The 14,881-nt window shown below is 72.8% G+C and carries 14 protein-coding genes; 5 read left to right on the top strand and 9 right to left on the bottom strand.

What is annotated here, in order from left to right; genetic code table 11:
* Window positions 1–103 precede the first annotated feature (103 nt).
* Both pheA and AC5L38_RS24470 read right to left on the bottom strand, forming a co-directional pair.
* Entirely contained in the window at window positions 104–1,024 is a 921-nt protein-coding gene (gene pheA, locus AC5L38_RS24475; RefSeq protein ID WP_495245150.1) for a prephenate dehydratase, read from the bottom strand.
* 238 nt (window positions 1,025–1,262) lie between these two features.
* A complete protein-coding gene (locus AC5L38_RS24470) occupies window positions 1,263–2,666 on the bottom strand; it encodes a glycosyltransferase 87 family protein (RefSeq protein ID WP_495245149.1) in 1,404 nt (467 codons plus the stop codon).
* 94 nt (window positions 2,667–2,760) lie between these two features.
* Between AC5L38_RS24470 and AC5L38_RS24465 the strand changes: the two genes are divergently transcribed.
* The gene (locus AC5L38_RS24465; RefSeq protein WP_495245148.1) at window positions 2,761–5,130 is read left to right on the top strand and encodes a hypothetical protein; all 2,370 of its coding nucleotides are present in this window, start codon (window positions 2,761–2,763) and stop codon (window positions 5,128–5,130) included.
* Here AC5L38_RS24465 and mptB read toward each other — a convergent pair.
* The 3 genes from mptB to AC5L38_RS24450 all read right to left on the bottom strand — a co-directional run bounded on the left by mptB (window position 5,012) and on the right by AC5L38_RS24450 (window position 7,971).
* The gene (mptB, locus tag AC5L38_RS24460; RefSeq protein ID WP_495245147.1) at window positions 5,012–6,571 is read right to left on the bottom strand and encodes a polyprenol phosphomannose-dependent alpha 1,6 mannosyltransferase MptB; all 1,560 of its coding nucleotides are present in this window, start codon (window positions 6,569–6,571) and stop codon (window positions 5,012–5,014) included. The two genes, AC5L38_RS24465 and mptB, sit on opposite strands and share 119 nt — an antisense overlap.
* A 317-nt stretch (window positions 6,572–6,888) precedes the next feature.
* A complete protein-coding gene (locus tag AC5L38_RS24455) occupies window positions 6,889–7,569 on the bottom strand; it encodes a glycosyltransferase family 2 protein (RefSeq protein ID WP_495245146.1) in 681 nt (226 codons plus the stop codon).
* A gap of 48 nt (window positions 7,570–7,617) precedes the next feature.
* Window positions 7,618–7,971: an STAS domain-containing protein gene (locus AC5L38_RS24450; protein WP_329088376.1), complete on the bottom strand. Its 354-nt coding sequence runs from the start codon at window positions 7,969–7,971 to the stop codon at window positions 7,618–7,620.
* A gap of 229 nt (window positions 7,972–8,200) precedes the next feature.
* Between AC5L38_RS24450 and AC5L38_RS24445 the strand changes: the two genes are divergently transcribed.
* The gene (locus AC5L38_RS24445; RefSeq protein WP_495245145.1) at window positions 8,201–8,746 is read left to right on the top strand and encodes a hypothetical protein; all 546 of its coding nucleotides are present in this window, start codon (window positions 8,201–8,203) and stop codon (window positions 8,744–8,746) included.
* 152 nt (window positions 8,747–8,898) lie between these two features.
* Here the strand turns inward: AC5L38_RS24445 and AC5L38_RS24440 are convergent, their stop codons facing one another.
* Complete coding sequence (locus tag AC5L38_RS24440; RefSeq protein WP_495245144.1) at window positions 8,899–10,026, bottom strand: sensor histidine kinase; 1,128 nt, start codon at window positions 10,024–10,026, stop codon at window positions 8,899–8,901.
* A complete protein-coding gene (locus AC5L38_RS24435; RefSeq protein ID WP_495245143.1) occupies window positions 10,023–10,718 on the bottom strand; it encodes a response regulator transcription factor in 696 nt (231 codons plus the stop codon). The genes AC5L38_RS24440 and AC5L38_RS24435 overlap by 4 nt, the downstream gene beginning before the upstream one ends.
* 128 nt (window positions 10,719–10,846) lie before the next feature.
* On the opposite strand from AC5L38_RS24435, the gene AC5L38_RS24430 reads away from it, so the two are divergent.
* From AC5L38_RS24430 to AC5L38_RS24420, 3 genes are all read left to right on the top strand, one after another.
* On the top strand, window positions 10,847–11,014 hold the full coding sequence (locus AC5L38_RS24430; protein WP_495245142.1) for a hypothetical protein: 168 nt from the start codon (window positions 10,847–10,849) through the stop codon (window positions 11,012–11,014).
* Window positions 11,011–11,277, top strand: coding sequence for a DUF6412 domain-containing protein (locus AC5L38_RS24425; RefSeq protein WP_344748552.1), 267 nt, complete (start codon window positions 11,011–11,013; stop codon window positions 11,275–11,277). The genes AC5L38_RS24430 and AC5L38_RS24425 overlap by 4 nt, the downstream gene beginning before the upstream one ends.
* Window positions 11,278–11,557: 280 nt before the next feature.
* The gene (locus AC5L38_RS24420) at window positions 11,558–12,253 is read left to right on the top strand and encodes a YidC/Oxa1 family membrane protein insertase (protein WP_495245141.1); all 696 of its coding nucleotides are present in this window, start codon (window positions 11,558–11,560) and stop codon (window positions 12,251–12,253) included.
* 109 nt (window positions 12,254–12,362) lie between these two features.
* Here AC5L38_RS24420 and AC5L38_RS24415 read toward each other — a convergent pair whose 3' ends face one another.
* On the bottom strand, window positions 12,363–12,812 hold the full coding sequence (locus tag AC5L38_RS24415; RefSeq protein WP_495245140.1) for an ATP-binding protein: 450 nt from the start codon (window positions 12,810–12,812) through the stop codon (window positions 12,363–12,365).
* Window positions 12,813–12,968: 156 nt separating this feature from the next.
* Entirely contained in the window at window positions 12,969–14,840 is a 1,872-nt protein-coding gene (locus tag AC5L38_RS24410; RefSeq protein ID WP_495245139.1) for a sensor histidine kinase, read from the bottom strand.
* Window positions 14,841–14,881 lie beyond the last annotated feature (41 nt).

Below are 14,881 nucleotides of genomic sequence, written 5' to 3'. Positions count from 1 at the left end.
GCGCCCGTTTTCCGGCCCGTTTCCCCGCCCGCCGGGACGCCCTCGGCGGGCGCGCTCCGGCGGTGTCCGGGGACCGGGGACCGGCTCGCGGGGCGGGTGGCGATCAGACCTGACCGGTGCGGACCCTGCTGAGCCAGCTCGCGGCCTCGGAGAAGTCGCCGTCGTTCGTCCCGTGCTTGATCTGCGGGAAGAGGCCGTCGGCGCGCGGGTAGCTGCCCAGGAAGCGGACCTCGGCGGAGATCCGGTGCAGACCCGAGATCGCCTCCCCGACGCGGGCGTCGGCGACGTGGCCCTCGAAGTCGAAGTGGAAGAAGTAGTGGCCGATGCCGTCGCCGGTGGGCCGCGACTCGATGCGGGAGAGGTTGACGCCGCGGACGGAGAACTCGGTCAGCATCTCCAGCAGCGCGCCCGGGTGGTCGTCGGCGAGGAAGACGACCAGCGAGGTGCGGTCGGCACCCGTCGGCTCGGGCAGCGGGCCGGGACGCGACACCTGGACGAACCGGGTGACGGTGTCGGTGCGGTCGCCGATCCTGGCCGCGAGCTCGACCAGGCCGTAGTGCTCACCGGCGATGCGCGCGGCGATGGCCGCGTCGTACGGCGAGCCGGGAAGCGCGACCTCCTGCGCCGCGGCGGCGGTCGACGGGGCGGCGACGACCACGGCGTCGGGCAGCTCGCGGGCGATGAAGTTGCGGCACTGGGTGATGGCCGCCGGGTGGGTGAAGACCCGCTTGATGTGGCCGATCTCGGTGTCGGGACGCGCCAGGAGCGAGAACTCGACGGGAAGCAGCAGCTCGGCGGTGATGAGCAGCGACTCACCCCGGGCGAGCTCGTCAAGGGTGGTGGTGATGGCGCCTTCGAGCGAGTTCTCCATCGGGACGACGGCTCCGTCGGCCTCGCCTCGCCGGGCGGCGTCCAGGGCCGCGGTGACGTTCGGGCTCGGCAGGCGCTCGGCCTCGGGCGCCAGGATGCGCAGGGCTTCCTCGGTGAAGGTCCCCTCCGGTCCCAGGTAAGCGAGTTTCGACATGCCCCCAGGTTATCCGGCGATTGTTAAAAAATGTGCGCAGGATTACATACTGACGCGGCCGATCTCGGCATGATCACTCGAAGTCGTTCCACGTCAGGGGCCGTTTCCTCTCGATCATCCTTTCGACGGCCGCTTCCCGCCCGGCGCCGCCGTCCTTTCCGGCCGTCCCGCGGCCGGGGCCGTATCCCGCCGGAGAGGCGACCGGAACCACCGGGAGAACGGGCGGGCCGGGGAACCGTCAGGAGAGGGCCCGGAAGGCCTCTCTCCGCCTCGGCAGCCACACTCCCAGCAACCAGACCAGGGCCAGGGCGCCCAGGCCGAACCCGTTCTGCACGATCTTGCCGAGCACGGGACTGAGCACCGGGATCTCCGCGGCCTTGATCGTCACCCCCCACCAGGGGATCGGCAGCACGTAGTAGAGCCAGACCCCGGCGGCCACCCGGAGCCTGACCGGGTCGCGGCCGTCACCGGCCAGCGCGCCGAGCACCACGACCACCCAGGCGAGGTGGTGGATCCAGGCGACCGGCGACAGCAGCACGGCCATCAGCCCTACCAGGGCGACCCCCGCCACGAGGTGCCCGTCGAGCAGGGCCCTGCGGGCGTGGCGGAAGCCGTACCAGGCGACCACTGCGACCAGCGCCACCCACAGCAGGCTCGTCAGCGCGTCGGGCAGGTAGAGCCGGATGAGCATGCCGCGCATCGACTGGTTGGTGGTCGCGGCGTTGGCGCCGAGCCGCTCGGGATCGAGCAGCGCGCGGAACCAGAAGTCGGCGGCGTCCGCCGGGATCACCAGGAACGGCAGCAGGGTCAGCAGTCCGGCGGTGAGCGCGGCCACGAGGAAGGCGCCGCGGTGCTCCCGCCTCGCGCCGGGCCCGAAACCGGCGACGAGAAGGTAGATCAGGAAGACTCCGGGGGTGAGCTTGACCGCGGTGGCCAGGCCGATCAGCATGCCACGTGGCCACACCGGGCGCCGGACCACGCAGTCGGCCAGGCAGATCGCGACGAGCAGGATGTCCACCTGGCCGAAGCGGACCTGGTCCCTGATCGGCATCAGGTAGGTGCAGGCGATCATCAGGGCGGCGAACAGCAGCGGCGTCCACAGGCGGCCCGCTCCGCCCAGCCCGCCCAGCCTGCTCAGTCCGCCCAGTCTGCCCAGCGCGGTGCTCACCCCGCTCGCCCGGCTCGGCGCGCCGCCCTCCTCGCCCGGCGCACCCGGCGCGCTGCCCTCCCCGCCCGGCGCACCCGGCGCGCTGCCCGTCACGCCGAGCACGGCGCGGAAGGAGAGCCAGACGGTGATCGCCAGGGTCAGGAAGATCAGCGCGGTCCAGGCCCACTGCGCCGCCGTCCAGGACACCGCCGCCAGCGGGGTGGCCAGCAGCGCCGCCACCGGCGGGTAGGTGAAGGGCAGCAGCTGCGGCGCGGGGGTGACGAACCCGTAGACGGGCCGCCCCTCCAGGACCGCCGCCCCGCCGGTACGGTAAACGTCCAGGTCGACCAGGCGCTGGTCGTCCACGTTGCCCAGCCAGTAGAGCACCAGCGGGGCCACCGCGGCGGCGACGAGCAGCAACGCGGGCAGCCATGCCAGCCACGACAGCCACACCCGGGGGCGCCGCTCGGTCGTGGTCACCTCGCCAGTCCTCACGAGCAGGCAGGTTACCGTGGGGCCGGTTACCGTGGGGCCGGTTACCGTGGGGCCGGGAAAACCGCCGCCCGACGGATACGGACAGGGGAACCGGATGGCTTCGACACACCGCGGTCACGGGCCCGCGCGCCCCGCCGCCGGGGGGATCTCGACGCGACCGGCCGCCGCCTCCCCTCTGACGGTCGTGCCGGTCCTGCTGGTCCTGCTCTGCGTGCTCCTCGGCGTGCTCCTCGGCGTCCCCGGCGCCTCGAAGGCCTTCGCCGCCTCCGACGCGTCAGGGGTTCCGAAGGCCCTGAGCGCTCCGGGCGCCTCGGCGAGGGTGCCCTCCGAGAAGGTGGTGATCATCGGGATACCCGGCCTGGAGTGGAGTGACCTGGACCCGCGGCGGACCCCGAACCTGTGGAGGCTGGCGGGCGAGGGCGGGGCCGCCTCCATGTCCACCCGGGCGGTCCCGCCGCCGGAGCGGGGGATCACCTGCCCGGTGGCGGGCTGGCTGACGGTGTCGGCGGGCCAGCGGGCGGGCGCGCCCGGCACGGGCTGCGAGCCCCCGCGCGCACCGGAGGCGGCCCCCGGCGGCGGGGCGAGCGTGCCCGGCTGGGCCGAGCTGTCCGCCTTCAACGCCGCGACCTCCTACCGGCCGGTTCTCGGGCAGCTGGGCGAGCTCGCGACCGGAGCGGGCCTGAAGGTGGCCGCCGTCGGGCCGGGAGCTGCACTCGCCGCCGCCAACAAGTCAGGAAAAATCGGGAAATACGCGGCGAGCGTCGAGCAACTGGGCGACCTGTCCCCGTACAGGTTGATCGTCGTCGAGGCCGGCGACCTCACCAGGGCCTGGACCACCGGCGGCCTTTTCCCGGCCGGCACCCCGGGCGCCGCTCAGGACAGCGTCCCGGGCGACATGACCGGCCAGGCCAGGCGGGAGGCCGTGGCCGGGGCCGACCGGGTGGTGGGCGCGGTCCTCGACCGCCTGCCCCCGTTCCGCGACACGGAGAAGGGGACCACGGTCCTGGTCGGGGGGCTGGCCGACACCTCGGAGGCGCCCCACCTGCACGTGGCGATCGCCCGGGGCCCGGGCCCGGACGGAGAAAAGTACGCGCGCGGCTACCTCACCGCCACCTCCACCCGCCAGGACGGCCTGGTCACGAACACGGACCTGACCGCCACCGCGATCAGCCTGCTGGGCCTGAGAGCCCCCAACGGGGTCGTGGGACGCGCCTGGCTGAACACCGTGCCGAACGAGGGGCAGCACGTCACGGCGACGGTCGGGAAACTGGCCGACGACGACCTGGCGAGCCAGGTGCTGCGCGAGGTGAGGGGCCCGTTCTTCGCGGTGTTCGTGGCGGTGCAGATCCTGTTCTACCTGCTGGCCGCCGTCGCGATCCGCCGGGGCTGGGGCGGCTCCCGCGCCCTGACGGCCGTCCGGGTCGTCGCCGTGGTCAGCGGGGCGATCGCGATCTCCACCTTCCTGGCGCAGCTGGTCCCCTGGTGGAGCCTGCCCGCGCCGATGGTCTGGGTGATCGTGACCATCCTCGGCTTCGCCTGCGCGATCGCCGGGGTGGCCCTCGCCGGGCCGTGGCGGGCCCACCCGCTCGGCCCCCTGACGGTGGTCGCCGCCGTCACCTCGGTGGCGCTGCTGGCCGACGTGATGAACGGCTCGGCGCTGCAGGTGAACGCGGTCACCGGCTACGAACCGGTCACCGGCGGGCGCTTCTACGGTTTCAGCAACATCGCCTTCGCCGTCTACTCCGCCGGCACGATCCTCGCCCTCGCCGGGATCGCCCAGTGGCTGATCTCGCGCGGCCGCCGGGCACTCGCGCTCGCGGTGTGCGCGGCGTACGGGGGACTCGCGGTGTTCGCCGACGGCTGGCCCGCGTGGGGCGCCGACTTCGGCGGGGTCCCGGCGTTCCTGGTGGGGGTGGCGGTCTTCCTGATCCTGCTGTCCGGCGGACGGGTGTCTCCGGTCAAGCTGGTCCTGACCGGCCTCGCGGGCGGACTGCTGATCGGCGCCATAGCCGTGGCCGACTGGCTGCGGCCCGCCGAACAGCGCACCCACCTGGGCGCCTTCGTGCAGCAGGTGCTGGACGGGGAGGCCTGGACCGTGGTCGGCCGCAAGTTCGCCGCGATGATCGGGGTCACGGTCGGCAACTGGTCGCTGTCGCTGCTCTCGCTGGTCGCGCTCGCGTTCCTGTTCCTGGTGCTCGACCGCCCGTCGCGGTGGGGCGCGTCGGCCCTGGGCCGGGCCTACGCGCTCGCGCCCGCGCTGCGCGCCGGGCTGCTCGGGGCGCTGGCCTGCGCGCTGATCGGGTTCCTGATGAACGACTCGGGCATCGCGATCCCGGCCATGGCCCTCACGGTCGCGGTGCCGCTGACGCTGGCCGCCTGCGTGCGCGCCGTCCGGCTCTCGCCGCCCACCACGCCAGGGCGACCGTCAGTGCCAGCAGCGTCCACGGCACCACCGCCTCCCTGAGCAGGGTCTTCGTCCAGAGCAGGTCGTCGGGCCGCAGCACCTCCCTGGCCGGGAGATAGCCCAGCGACAGCACGACGACCCTGGCCACCATGAACGCCTCCAGCGCGGGCCAGGAGGCCATGGCCAGCAGCGCGAAGGCCAGCCCGTCGTACCAGGGCAGCGCGTACGGCGCGGCGAACAGCCAGGCGACCACCACCGCGGCGGCGACGGCGGGCGCGGTGCCGGCGGGCGGTGTTCCCGGCGTTCCCGGCGTTCCCGGTGTTCCCGGCGTTCCCGGCGTTCCCGGCACCCCCGCCGTTCTGGACGCTCCCGCCGTTCTGGACGCTCCCAGCGCCCGCAGCACCAGCCAGGCCAGGCAGACCATCAGGAGCAGGGACCCGATCTGGATCCAGGCCGAGTACGCGCCCGGCCCGAAGAGCGACTGGAGCCCCACCTTGACGAGCTGCCAGGGCGTGGCGAGGGAGACCTTCTTACTGGCGGCGCTCACCTGGTCGAGCACGTGCGGCCCGGCGACGGCGTAGACCGCCACCACGGTGGCCGTCGCGGTCCCCGCCACCACGGCGAGCCTGCCGGGCGAGCGGCGCAGCTCCCACGCCGGTCCGAGGGCGACGAGCCCGGCGTTGAGCTTGACCCCGATGCCCACCCCGAGCAGCAGCCCCGAGGCGGCCCCGCGGACCGTGAGCGCGGCGACCATGCAGGCGACGGCCAGGGTGTCGATGTGCATCCCGGCGGCCAGGTGGTAGATCATCAGCGGGTTGACCGTCCACAGCAGCGCCGCCCGCCGCCGCAGGTCCGCGTTCCCCCTGGCGAAACGGTGCAGCAGCAGCGCCGTACCGATGAACGCCGCCGCGTTGACGACGGCCATCGCGAAGACCGTCAGCCTGACCGAGTCGCCGCCCACGAGGCTCGCCAGCGCCTGCACCGCGGTGGCGAGCGGACCGTAGACGCTTGTCACACCGCCCCACTCCTCCACCGCGCCGGTGACCGGGTCGCCGGGCAGGGTGGCGGGGGTGATCGCGTACGGGTCCTGGCCGAGCGTGACCAGGCGGCCGTACGCGGCGTAGTTGAGGTGGTCGGCCGAACCGGAGGGCGGCAGGAAGGCGAGCAGGCCCGCCACGGCGCAACCGGCGACGAGCAGCCGTCGCGGGTCGGGCCCCCGCCGGGACCTGAGCGCGGCGGCGAGCCCGAGCCCGCCCAGCACGATCGCGACGGCGCCCATGGCGATGACCAGATGGGCGCCGGGTTGGGCCTCCAGCGAGTACGGGGGGTGCCAGGCGGGGCCCGGCAACCTCGGGACCATGGCCGAGGGGCCCAGCAGCCCGATCAGGACCGTGGCCGCCACCGAGAGCCCCACGGCTCCGAACGCGGCGACGTCGAGCCCCCGCGGCGTATCGCCGGCGGGGCTCCGCCTCTCGTCGACGACCGACGCATCCCGAGTCACCCGCAAATTCCAGCACACCCGGCACGGTGCCCGGTGCGGCGCCCACCGAGCCACGCGGTTCCCGACGGCCCGGATCAGCGGTCCGGGCGGCGGTTCGGGTCGACGGTCCGGGTCGTCAGTGCGGGTCGGCGGTCCGGGTCAGCGGTCCGGTCGGCGGTCCGGGTCGGCGGTGCGGGCCCGATCCGAGTGGTCGACGATCCGGGTCGGCGGCGCGGGCCCGATCCGGGTCGGCGGTCCGGGCCCGGTTCGGGCCGGCGGTCCGGGCCCGGTTCGGGCCGGCGGTCCGGGTCGGCGGCGCGGGTCAGCGGCGGCGCGGGTCAGCGGCGCGCCAGGAGGGCGCGGGCGACGTCGCGGAACTGCCTGGCCCGGTGGATCTGGGCCTTCAAGTCGGTGCCGGTGGCCCGGTGCGCCATCTCGACCGGGACCTCGCGCACGCGAAAGCCCTTCCTGAGCAGGTCGATCGTGAGACCGGTCTCAACGCCGAAGCCGCGCGCCAGCGGCCGGGCGGCCTCGAAGGCGGCCCTGGTCAGGCAACGCTGCCCGTTGAGCGGCTGGGCGGGCGCCCAGCCGGTCGCGCGCTCGACCCCCTCGCGTGCGAGCCTCACGACGAACCCGTGGCCGCCGAGCTTCACGCGGGTGACGAAGACGGCGATCGTCATGTCGGCCTCACCCGTCACGACCGGCTCGATCAGCGGCGCGGCCGTACGGGCGGTCTCGCCCAGGTCGGCGTCGAGGAACAGCAGGTGCCGGGGCTCCTCGCCGTCGAGCAGGCGCACGGCGTGGGCGCCGCTCTCCATGGCCGCGGCCTTGCCCCGGTTGTGGCTGTGCCGCACGACGCGGGCCCCGGCGGCCTTGGCCACCCGGCCCGTCTGGTCGACGGAGCCGTCGTCGACGACCACGACGAGGTCGACGCCGGGCAGCGCCAGGACCGCGGCCACGGTGGCCCCGATCCTGTCGCCCTCATCCTTGGCGGGAATGATCGCCGCCGTGCCGGTCATCGAACACCTCCAGTGTGGAGACCCCGGGCATCAGCCGTGGGGAGGACGTCATCCTTGGGAATCGGAGGTCAGCAGCTTCTCCGGCAGGGTCTCGTGCACGACGAAGACGGAGTCGAGGCCGGTGACCTGCAGGATCTTGCGTACGGCGGGCCGGGGCGCCGCCACCTCCAGCGTGCCGCCCCGCTCACGCAGTCGCTTGAGCGCGGAGAGCAGCACGTTCATGCCTGTGGAGTCGCAGAACTCCACGGCGGACATGTCGAGGACGACAAGCATGGTCTGGCTCTGCCCAAGCAGCCGGGTGAACTCGGCCTGCAGGCGAGGCGCGGTGTATAGGTCGATTTCGCCAACGATGGTCACGACGGTGTGCCCGGCATGAGATCGAGTTGAGACTTTTAGCTCCACAGCGGGCACACTAGCGGCGCGAGAGCCGCTGGTCACGTTCTCTTGAACAACCCGAGTCGTCCGCCCTTTGTCCCCCGTTTCCGCCTCACGGAAACCCTGAGTGCGCGAAGCTTGACACTAAGCAACACCGGCTTGGCCGGAAAGGGGAGGAGACCCGGCGCCTCCCGTTCGTCGCTGCGCTACGTCAGTGGCGGCCGTTGAGTTACAAGGAACGGGCTCGAACGCATCCATGAACACCGACCTACCTGAGGACCTCCAGCGACAGCGGCTCCGGGAGCACCTGGAGTCAATGATCACTCGTACCGACAAGGCCACCTCGTGGCGCGACGCGGCGAGTTCACTGCGGGGCCTGGTGAACCACGAGGGACACGTCCCGATCAGAACCCGCCTGTCGATCGAGGATCTCGACTTCCTCGAAGGAGCGCGCGAAGAGCTCCTCGACTTCGCCACGCTCGGCGTCAGGCTGCTCGACCTGCACCAGCCGCGCGACGCGGGCGGCATCACCAGCGACGCCGCGCATCCGATCCTGCGCTGCCGCAGCTGCATGTGGCGCTGGCCGTGCCCGACGTTCCGGGCGATGGTGGAGTCTCTCGGCACCACCAGGAGGCTGACCTCCTGCCAGCACGTCGAGCCCGACACCGAGGGCGGCGAGTGCGCGCAGATGACCCTCATGGTCTCCGTGAGGCCCGACGGCCCGCAGGACACCCCGGGCCCCGTCACGCCCACGCCGACCGCCAACGGGTCCAACGGCTCCAACGGCTCCGGCGCGAACTGACCGCCCACCGGCCGCCCGACCCTCCGCCGGACCTTCCGCCGGGCCCTCAGCAGGACCCTCCGCCCGGCGCCCCCGTCCACCGGGCGCCCTCTCGCGTTCCCCGGCGCTCAGCGACGCCTGTCCGCCCCCGGACCGGACCGAGCACGGACCGCTCAGGTGGCCGGTGGCATGCGGATCTCGAAGCGGCAGCCGGGGCCGGAGTTGACGACGCCGATCGTCCCCTCGTGGGCCTCGACGATGCCGCGCGCGATCGCCAGGCCGAGACCCGCCCCCACGCCGTACGCGCTGGGGGTGCGGGCCGCCTCGCCGCGGAAGGCGACGTCGAAGACGCGAGGCAGGTCGTCGGCCGGGATGCCGCCGCAGCCGTCGGCGACGGACAGGCAGGCGACGCCGTCCTTGACCGAGGCCCGCACCACGACCGTGCCGTCGCCCGGGGTGTGCCTGATCGCGTTGACCACCAGGTTGCGCAGCGCCCGGGAGAGTTGGGCCGCGTCGGCCTGGACGGGGACCACCGGATCGACCTCGCCGGCCAGCCGTACCCCCTTGCCCCTGGCCAGTTCCTCCGCCCCGGCCAGCGCGTCGGCGACCAGGTCGCCGAGGCCGATCGGGCCGCGCGTCAGGCGCAGCGTCCCCGCATGGATCCTGGACAGCTCGAACAGGTCGTCGACCATGCCCGACAGGCGGTCCACCTCCAGGCGGATCTGCCGGTGATAGCGGCCGACGGTCTCCGGATCGGCGACCACCCCGTCCTCCAGCGCCTCGGCCATGGCCCGCATGCCCGCCAGCGGGGTGCGCAGGTCGTGGCTGACCCAGGCGACGAGCTCGCGGCGGGCGCTCTCCAGGGCGCGCTCGCGCTCGTGGCCGAGGCGCAGCCGCCGGTAGGCCTGGTCCAGGCTCCCGGCGATCGTGCCGAGCTCCGCGGGCAGCCCCTCGGGTGGCGTGAACTCCCCCGAGGCCGGTACGGCGTGCACGGCGTCGACGAGCCTGCGGCTGGCCGCCACCACGCGGCGCGAGAGCACCGTCGCGACGCCCAGTCCGACCAGGCCGCCCACGACGACCACGCTGAGCACGATGTCCCTCGACGCCCCCTCGATGATCATTTTCAGGGTGAGGGCCGTCATGCCGCCGACCATCGCCACGACGGTCACCACGACGACCACCGCGAGCATCACGCCGATCGACCGCTCGCGCAGCAGCCGCATCGCGCCCAGCCCGGCCAGCGCGACCAGCAGGCCGAGCCCGGCGGTGACCGCGACGATCACCAGCATCTCGGGGATCACGGTTCCGCCAGCGGCTCGTAGCGGTAGCCGACGCCCCACACGGTGACGATGCGCCGGGGGTCGGTCGGGTCGGGCTCGATCTTCTCGCGGAGGCGGCGGACGTGGACGGTCACCGTGGACGAGTCGCCGAAGGACCACCCCCAGACCTGGTCGAGCAGGGCGGAGCGGCTGAAGGCCTGGCGGGGGTTGCGCATCAGGTGGGCGAGGAGGTCGAACTCGCGGGCGGTCAGCATGATCTCGTCGCCGCGGAGCCGCACCTCGTGGGCGCCGACGTCGACCGTCAGCTCGCCGTCCCTGAGCACGCCGGTACCGGCCGGCAGGGAGGTCCCGCGCGCCCGCCGCAGCACGGACTGCACGCGCAGCGCCAGCTCCCGGGGGCTGAAGGGTTTCGTGACGTAGTCGTCGGCGCCGGTCTCCAGGCCGACGACCCTGTCCATCTCGTCGCCGAGCGCGGTCAGCATGATCACCGGAACCGGCCACCGCTCCCTGAGCTTCCTGCAGACCTGGAGCCCGTCCATCTTGGGGAGCATCAGGTCGAGCACCATCAGGTCGGGCGGGTTGGCCAGCGCGCGCCTGAGCGCCTCGGCGCCGTCCCCGACGCACTCGACCACGTGACCGTCGCGTTCCAGATAGCGGGCCACGACCTCGGCCACCATCGAATCGTCGTCGACCACCAGAATCCGCGCGCTCATGGCCCCCACGGTAGGCCCCGGGAGAAGGATCGCTAAGCCGTGTCATCGGTCCGTAAGCACCCGATCGTTATGACCATCGTTACGGCCATGACGCCCGGTGCCGTCCCGCCCGGCGTACGGTGGATCGCATGAGTCGTATCGTGCTGGGGGTTCTGGGCGTCCTGCTCGCGCTCTACGTGGTGTTCGGGTTCGTGCTGCCCGCCCTCTTCGGCCTGCTGAAGTTCGCGCTCATCCTGGCGCTGATCGCCTTCGTGGTCGTCGCGCTGGTCACCGCGGTGGCCAAGTTCAAGCAGTGAACCTGCTCCTCACCGTCCAGACCCTGGCGGTCTGGATGTTCGACGGCGGCGGTGTCCTGACGGCCGCCGCCGTGGTCGGGCTGGGCGTGCTCCTGCTCGCCTGGGCGCTGCGCCCGGCGCCCGTCACCTCGGGTACGGAGTCACGCTCGCCCATGTCCCGGCGCGACCGGGCCAGGCGGACGATGTTCGTCAGGCAGCGCGACCCCGACGCGGCCGGGAGGTCCCGGCCCAGAGCACCCTCCGCGGGCCCGGCGCCCGCGTAGTCCTCCGCGACCTGTCGCGATCCCCGTGCCCCACGCGCACGTGAAGCGTGACAGGCATGCCCACGCGCACGTGACGCGTGACAGGCATGCCCCGCACGCGCGTGATCACCGTGTACGCACGTGATCCGCCGTGTCCCGGAGGCCCCCGGCCGTCATGCGCCGCGCGCACGTGCTCCGGAGACATCCGGGCCGCCGTGCGCCGCGCACGCGTCCCGGGAACGACCTCGCGGTCCGCGGGCGCCCTCTGTGCCGTCTCCACTCCGCTCAGAAGGGCCCTTCCATGTTCGACCCCGTCATCTCGTTCACCGCCGGCCTCATCGCCGCGCTCGCCGGGCCGCTGGGCTCCACCGCCCTGGCGATCGTCGTGTTCACCGTCCTCGTCCGGCTGCTGCTGCTCCCGCTCAGCGTCATGCAGGCCAGGGGCGAGCGGGCCAGGGTCCGCCTCGCGCCGGAGCTCCAGAGGCTCAAGAAGCGTCACGGCCGCAACCCCGAGCGGCTCCAGCGGGAGTTGGCCGCCCTCTACGCCAGGGAGAAGACCTCACCGCTGGCCGGGTGCCTGCCGTCCGTGGCGCAGATGCCGTTCATGATGGTGACGTACCAGGTGTTCATCTCCTCGACGATCGCCGGGCAGGCCAACGCGCTGCTGACCCACGGGCTCCTCGGGGTGCCGCTCGGCCAGCAGTTCGCGGGCACGGTGGCCGGGTTCGGGCTGATCAGCGGCCCGACCCTGGTCTTCGCCGGGCTCTTCCTGCTGCTCGTCGCCGTGGCGTGGATCACCTCCCGCCGGATGCGGCGCACGATGAGCGATGATCTCCAGCCCGCGGCGCTGCGCCGGATGCTGCCCCTGCTGCCGTACGGGACCGTCCTGGTCGCCGCGGTGCTGCCGCTCGCGGCCGGGCTCTATCTCCTCGCCTCGACGGCCTGGACGGCCGGGGAGAAGGCGGTGCTGCACCGCCCGGCGCTCGCCGGGGGGTGAGGGCGCGGGGACGTCGCCCCCTCGCCGTCCCCTCGCCGTCCCCTCAAGGAAGTGCCGGATTCCGTCCCGCCTCATGACATATGAGGCGGGACGGAACTCGGGAAGAGGGTTATCCGCATTCCCTGAGAGCGGGTTCGGGGGTGGAAACACGGCCGTTACCTACCGTGTCGACCGCGGTCACCATGGCCCACACCGTGGTGATGTCCCCCTCATGCCTGACCCCCCACGTGGAGGCCAGATACTCGACGATTCCCAGACCTCGCCCTCCCAGGGAGGAGAGCGTCGGGCGTCCCGCCCGCGGTTCGGTGGCCGCGCCACCGTCACTCACAGCGACCTCGACATGCTCCTCGGTCCAGCGCCATGACACCCTGATCTGCCCCGACGGCAACGGGTGGGCGTGACGCAGCGCGTTGCTCAGCAGCTCGCTGACCACGAGCACCGCGTCCTCGATAGCGGTCTCGTACACACCCCGTTCCTGCAGGTCAGAGCAGAGGCGTTGGCGTGCGACAGCGACGCTGGACGGTGCATACGGCAACAGAACGACGCTCGACGCACTCACCTCCCCGTATGCCTGTTCCCCCTGAGGAACTCACCCCAGTACGACCGAAATGCCCCGTTAGATAGTCTTGGAAACCGCGCACCAATTACAGCTTGTGCACATTCGACAATAGATCAGCACATCCGTTACCGACTCGTTACCGGTCCGGCGTGTCGATCAGGTAAGGGCGCCCGGCGTGTCGGCGATGCGGAGGGCCAACCTCATCCGGGTGCCACCGGAGGGACGCGGGTGCGCCGAGACCTCCCCGCCCTGGGCCCGCGCGAGGCTCCGCACGATGTAGAGGCCGAGGCCGACCCCGCCGAACCTGCGGCGGTCACCGCTCTCGGCCTGGACGAAGCGTTCGAAGACCCGCTCCCTGCTGGCGTGGGCGATGCCGACGCCCTCGTCGTCGACCACCAGCACCACCCTGTCGCCGTCCACCCACGCCTCGACCCTGATCAGGCCACCGTCCGGTGAGTACTTGAAGGCGTTCTCCAGCAGCTGGGCCAGCAGGATGTCGGTGGCCAGCGCGTCGCCGGAGACCGGGGGCAGGTCGTCGGGGACGTCGACCTCGACCCGGTGCAGGTCCGACAGGATCGGCAGGCCCAGCGTCGCGCCCCGGACCAGCTCGGCCAGGTCGAAGCTCTCGATCCTGAGCGTGAGCTCGCCGGCCCCCGCCCGCGAGCCGAGCAGCAGGTGGTCCATGAGCTGGCCCAGGGAGCGGGCCCGCTCGGCGATGGTGTGCACGGCGGCGCGGCGCTCGGCGTCGGCCATGCTGTCCCAGCGGCTGTCGAGCGTGCTGGCGAAACCGCGGACCACGGTGATCGGCGTGCGGAGCTCGTGGCTGGTGGTGGCCAGGAAGAGGTCCTTGGCCTCCTCCAGCTCCTTCGCGCGGGTGACGTCGCGGAAGTCGACCACGATCTCGCCCGTCTCCACGATCTCCGCGCAGAGCACGTCCAGCCAGGTGCCCGAGGGCAGCTGGATGCTGAGCTTGTCCCCCGGGCCCGGCAGCTGGAACGGCGGCGGCCCGCCGATCACCTCGGCCGCGTGGAAGCCGGTCAGCTCGCTGGCGGCCGGGTTCCACTGGACGACCCGGCCCGTGTCGTCGAGGACCGCGATGCCGTCGGCGCTGGCGTCGAACACCGCCCGCTCGTGGGCGCGCTGGCGTACGGCCTCCTGGTAGGCCATCGCGTTGCCCAGGGCGATGCCCGCGTGACCGGCGAGCAGCTCCAGCAGCTCCAGCTCCAGGTGGCCCGCCTTGCGCTTGGCGAACAGCGCGTACAGCGCGCCGTACGACCTCCCGCCCATGGCCGCGAGACCGAGCGCGATGGTGTGCAGGCCGGGCAGCCGCGACCAGATCAGCTGGTCCAGGCGGTCCTGGTCGCCGGTCTCCAGCAGGACGGTCCTGCCCTCGCGCAGCAGCTTGCCGACCAGGCTGGTGCGCAGGTCGGCGGTGGAGTCGCGCATCGAGCCGGGAAGGTTGTGGCAGGCCACGAGGCGGAGCCGGTCACCCTCGATCATCACGAACCCGCCCGCGTCGGCCCCGGTCAGGTCGGCGAGGCTGGCCGCGATCCGGTCGAGCACGGCGGGCAGCTCCAGCTCGGCGTTGATGTCGGCGACCACGTCGGTGAGCCTGCGGACGAGCTGTGCCCGTCGGGCGTTGCGGTCGTTGGCGGTCTCGTCGTCCTGGGCCAGGTGGTAGACGCTGACGTAGCCGAGGAGGCCGCCGTCCGGCGCGGACATCGCGCCGGTGTCGACCCGCACGTCGAGCAGGCTGCCGTCGCGGTGGAACCGCTTGGTCCTCAGCGAGACCTGGCCGCCGGTGCGCACCTTCTCCAGGACCGCGTTGTGCTCGGCCGTCAGCTCCTCGGGGACCACCGGCACCCGGCGTCCGACCGTCTCGTCGGCCGACCAGCCGAAAAGGCGCTCGGCGGCGGGATTCCAGGTGAGAACCGTCTGCTCGCGGTCGATGGCGACGATCGCGTTGGGCGCCGCGGCGACGACCCCGCGGCCGATGCCCCCGTCACTGTCGGCCCTGTAGTCCACCACACACCCATAGTGCCGTCTCGACCGGCCTGATCTTGGCACTT

This window comes from Streptosporangium nanhuense (genome assembly GCF_059358815.1).
The sequence above is the reverse complement of the archived record's forward strand: the minus strand, read 5'-3'. Positions and strand labels throughout refer to the sequence as shown.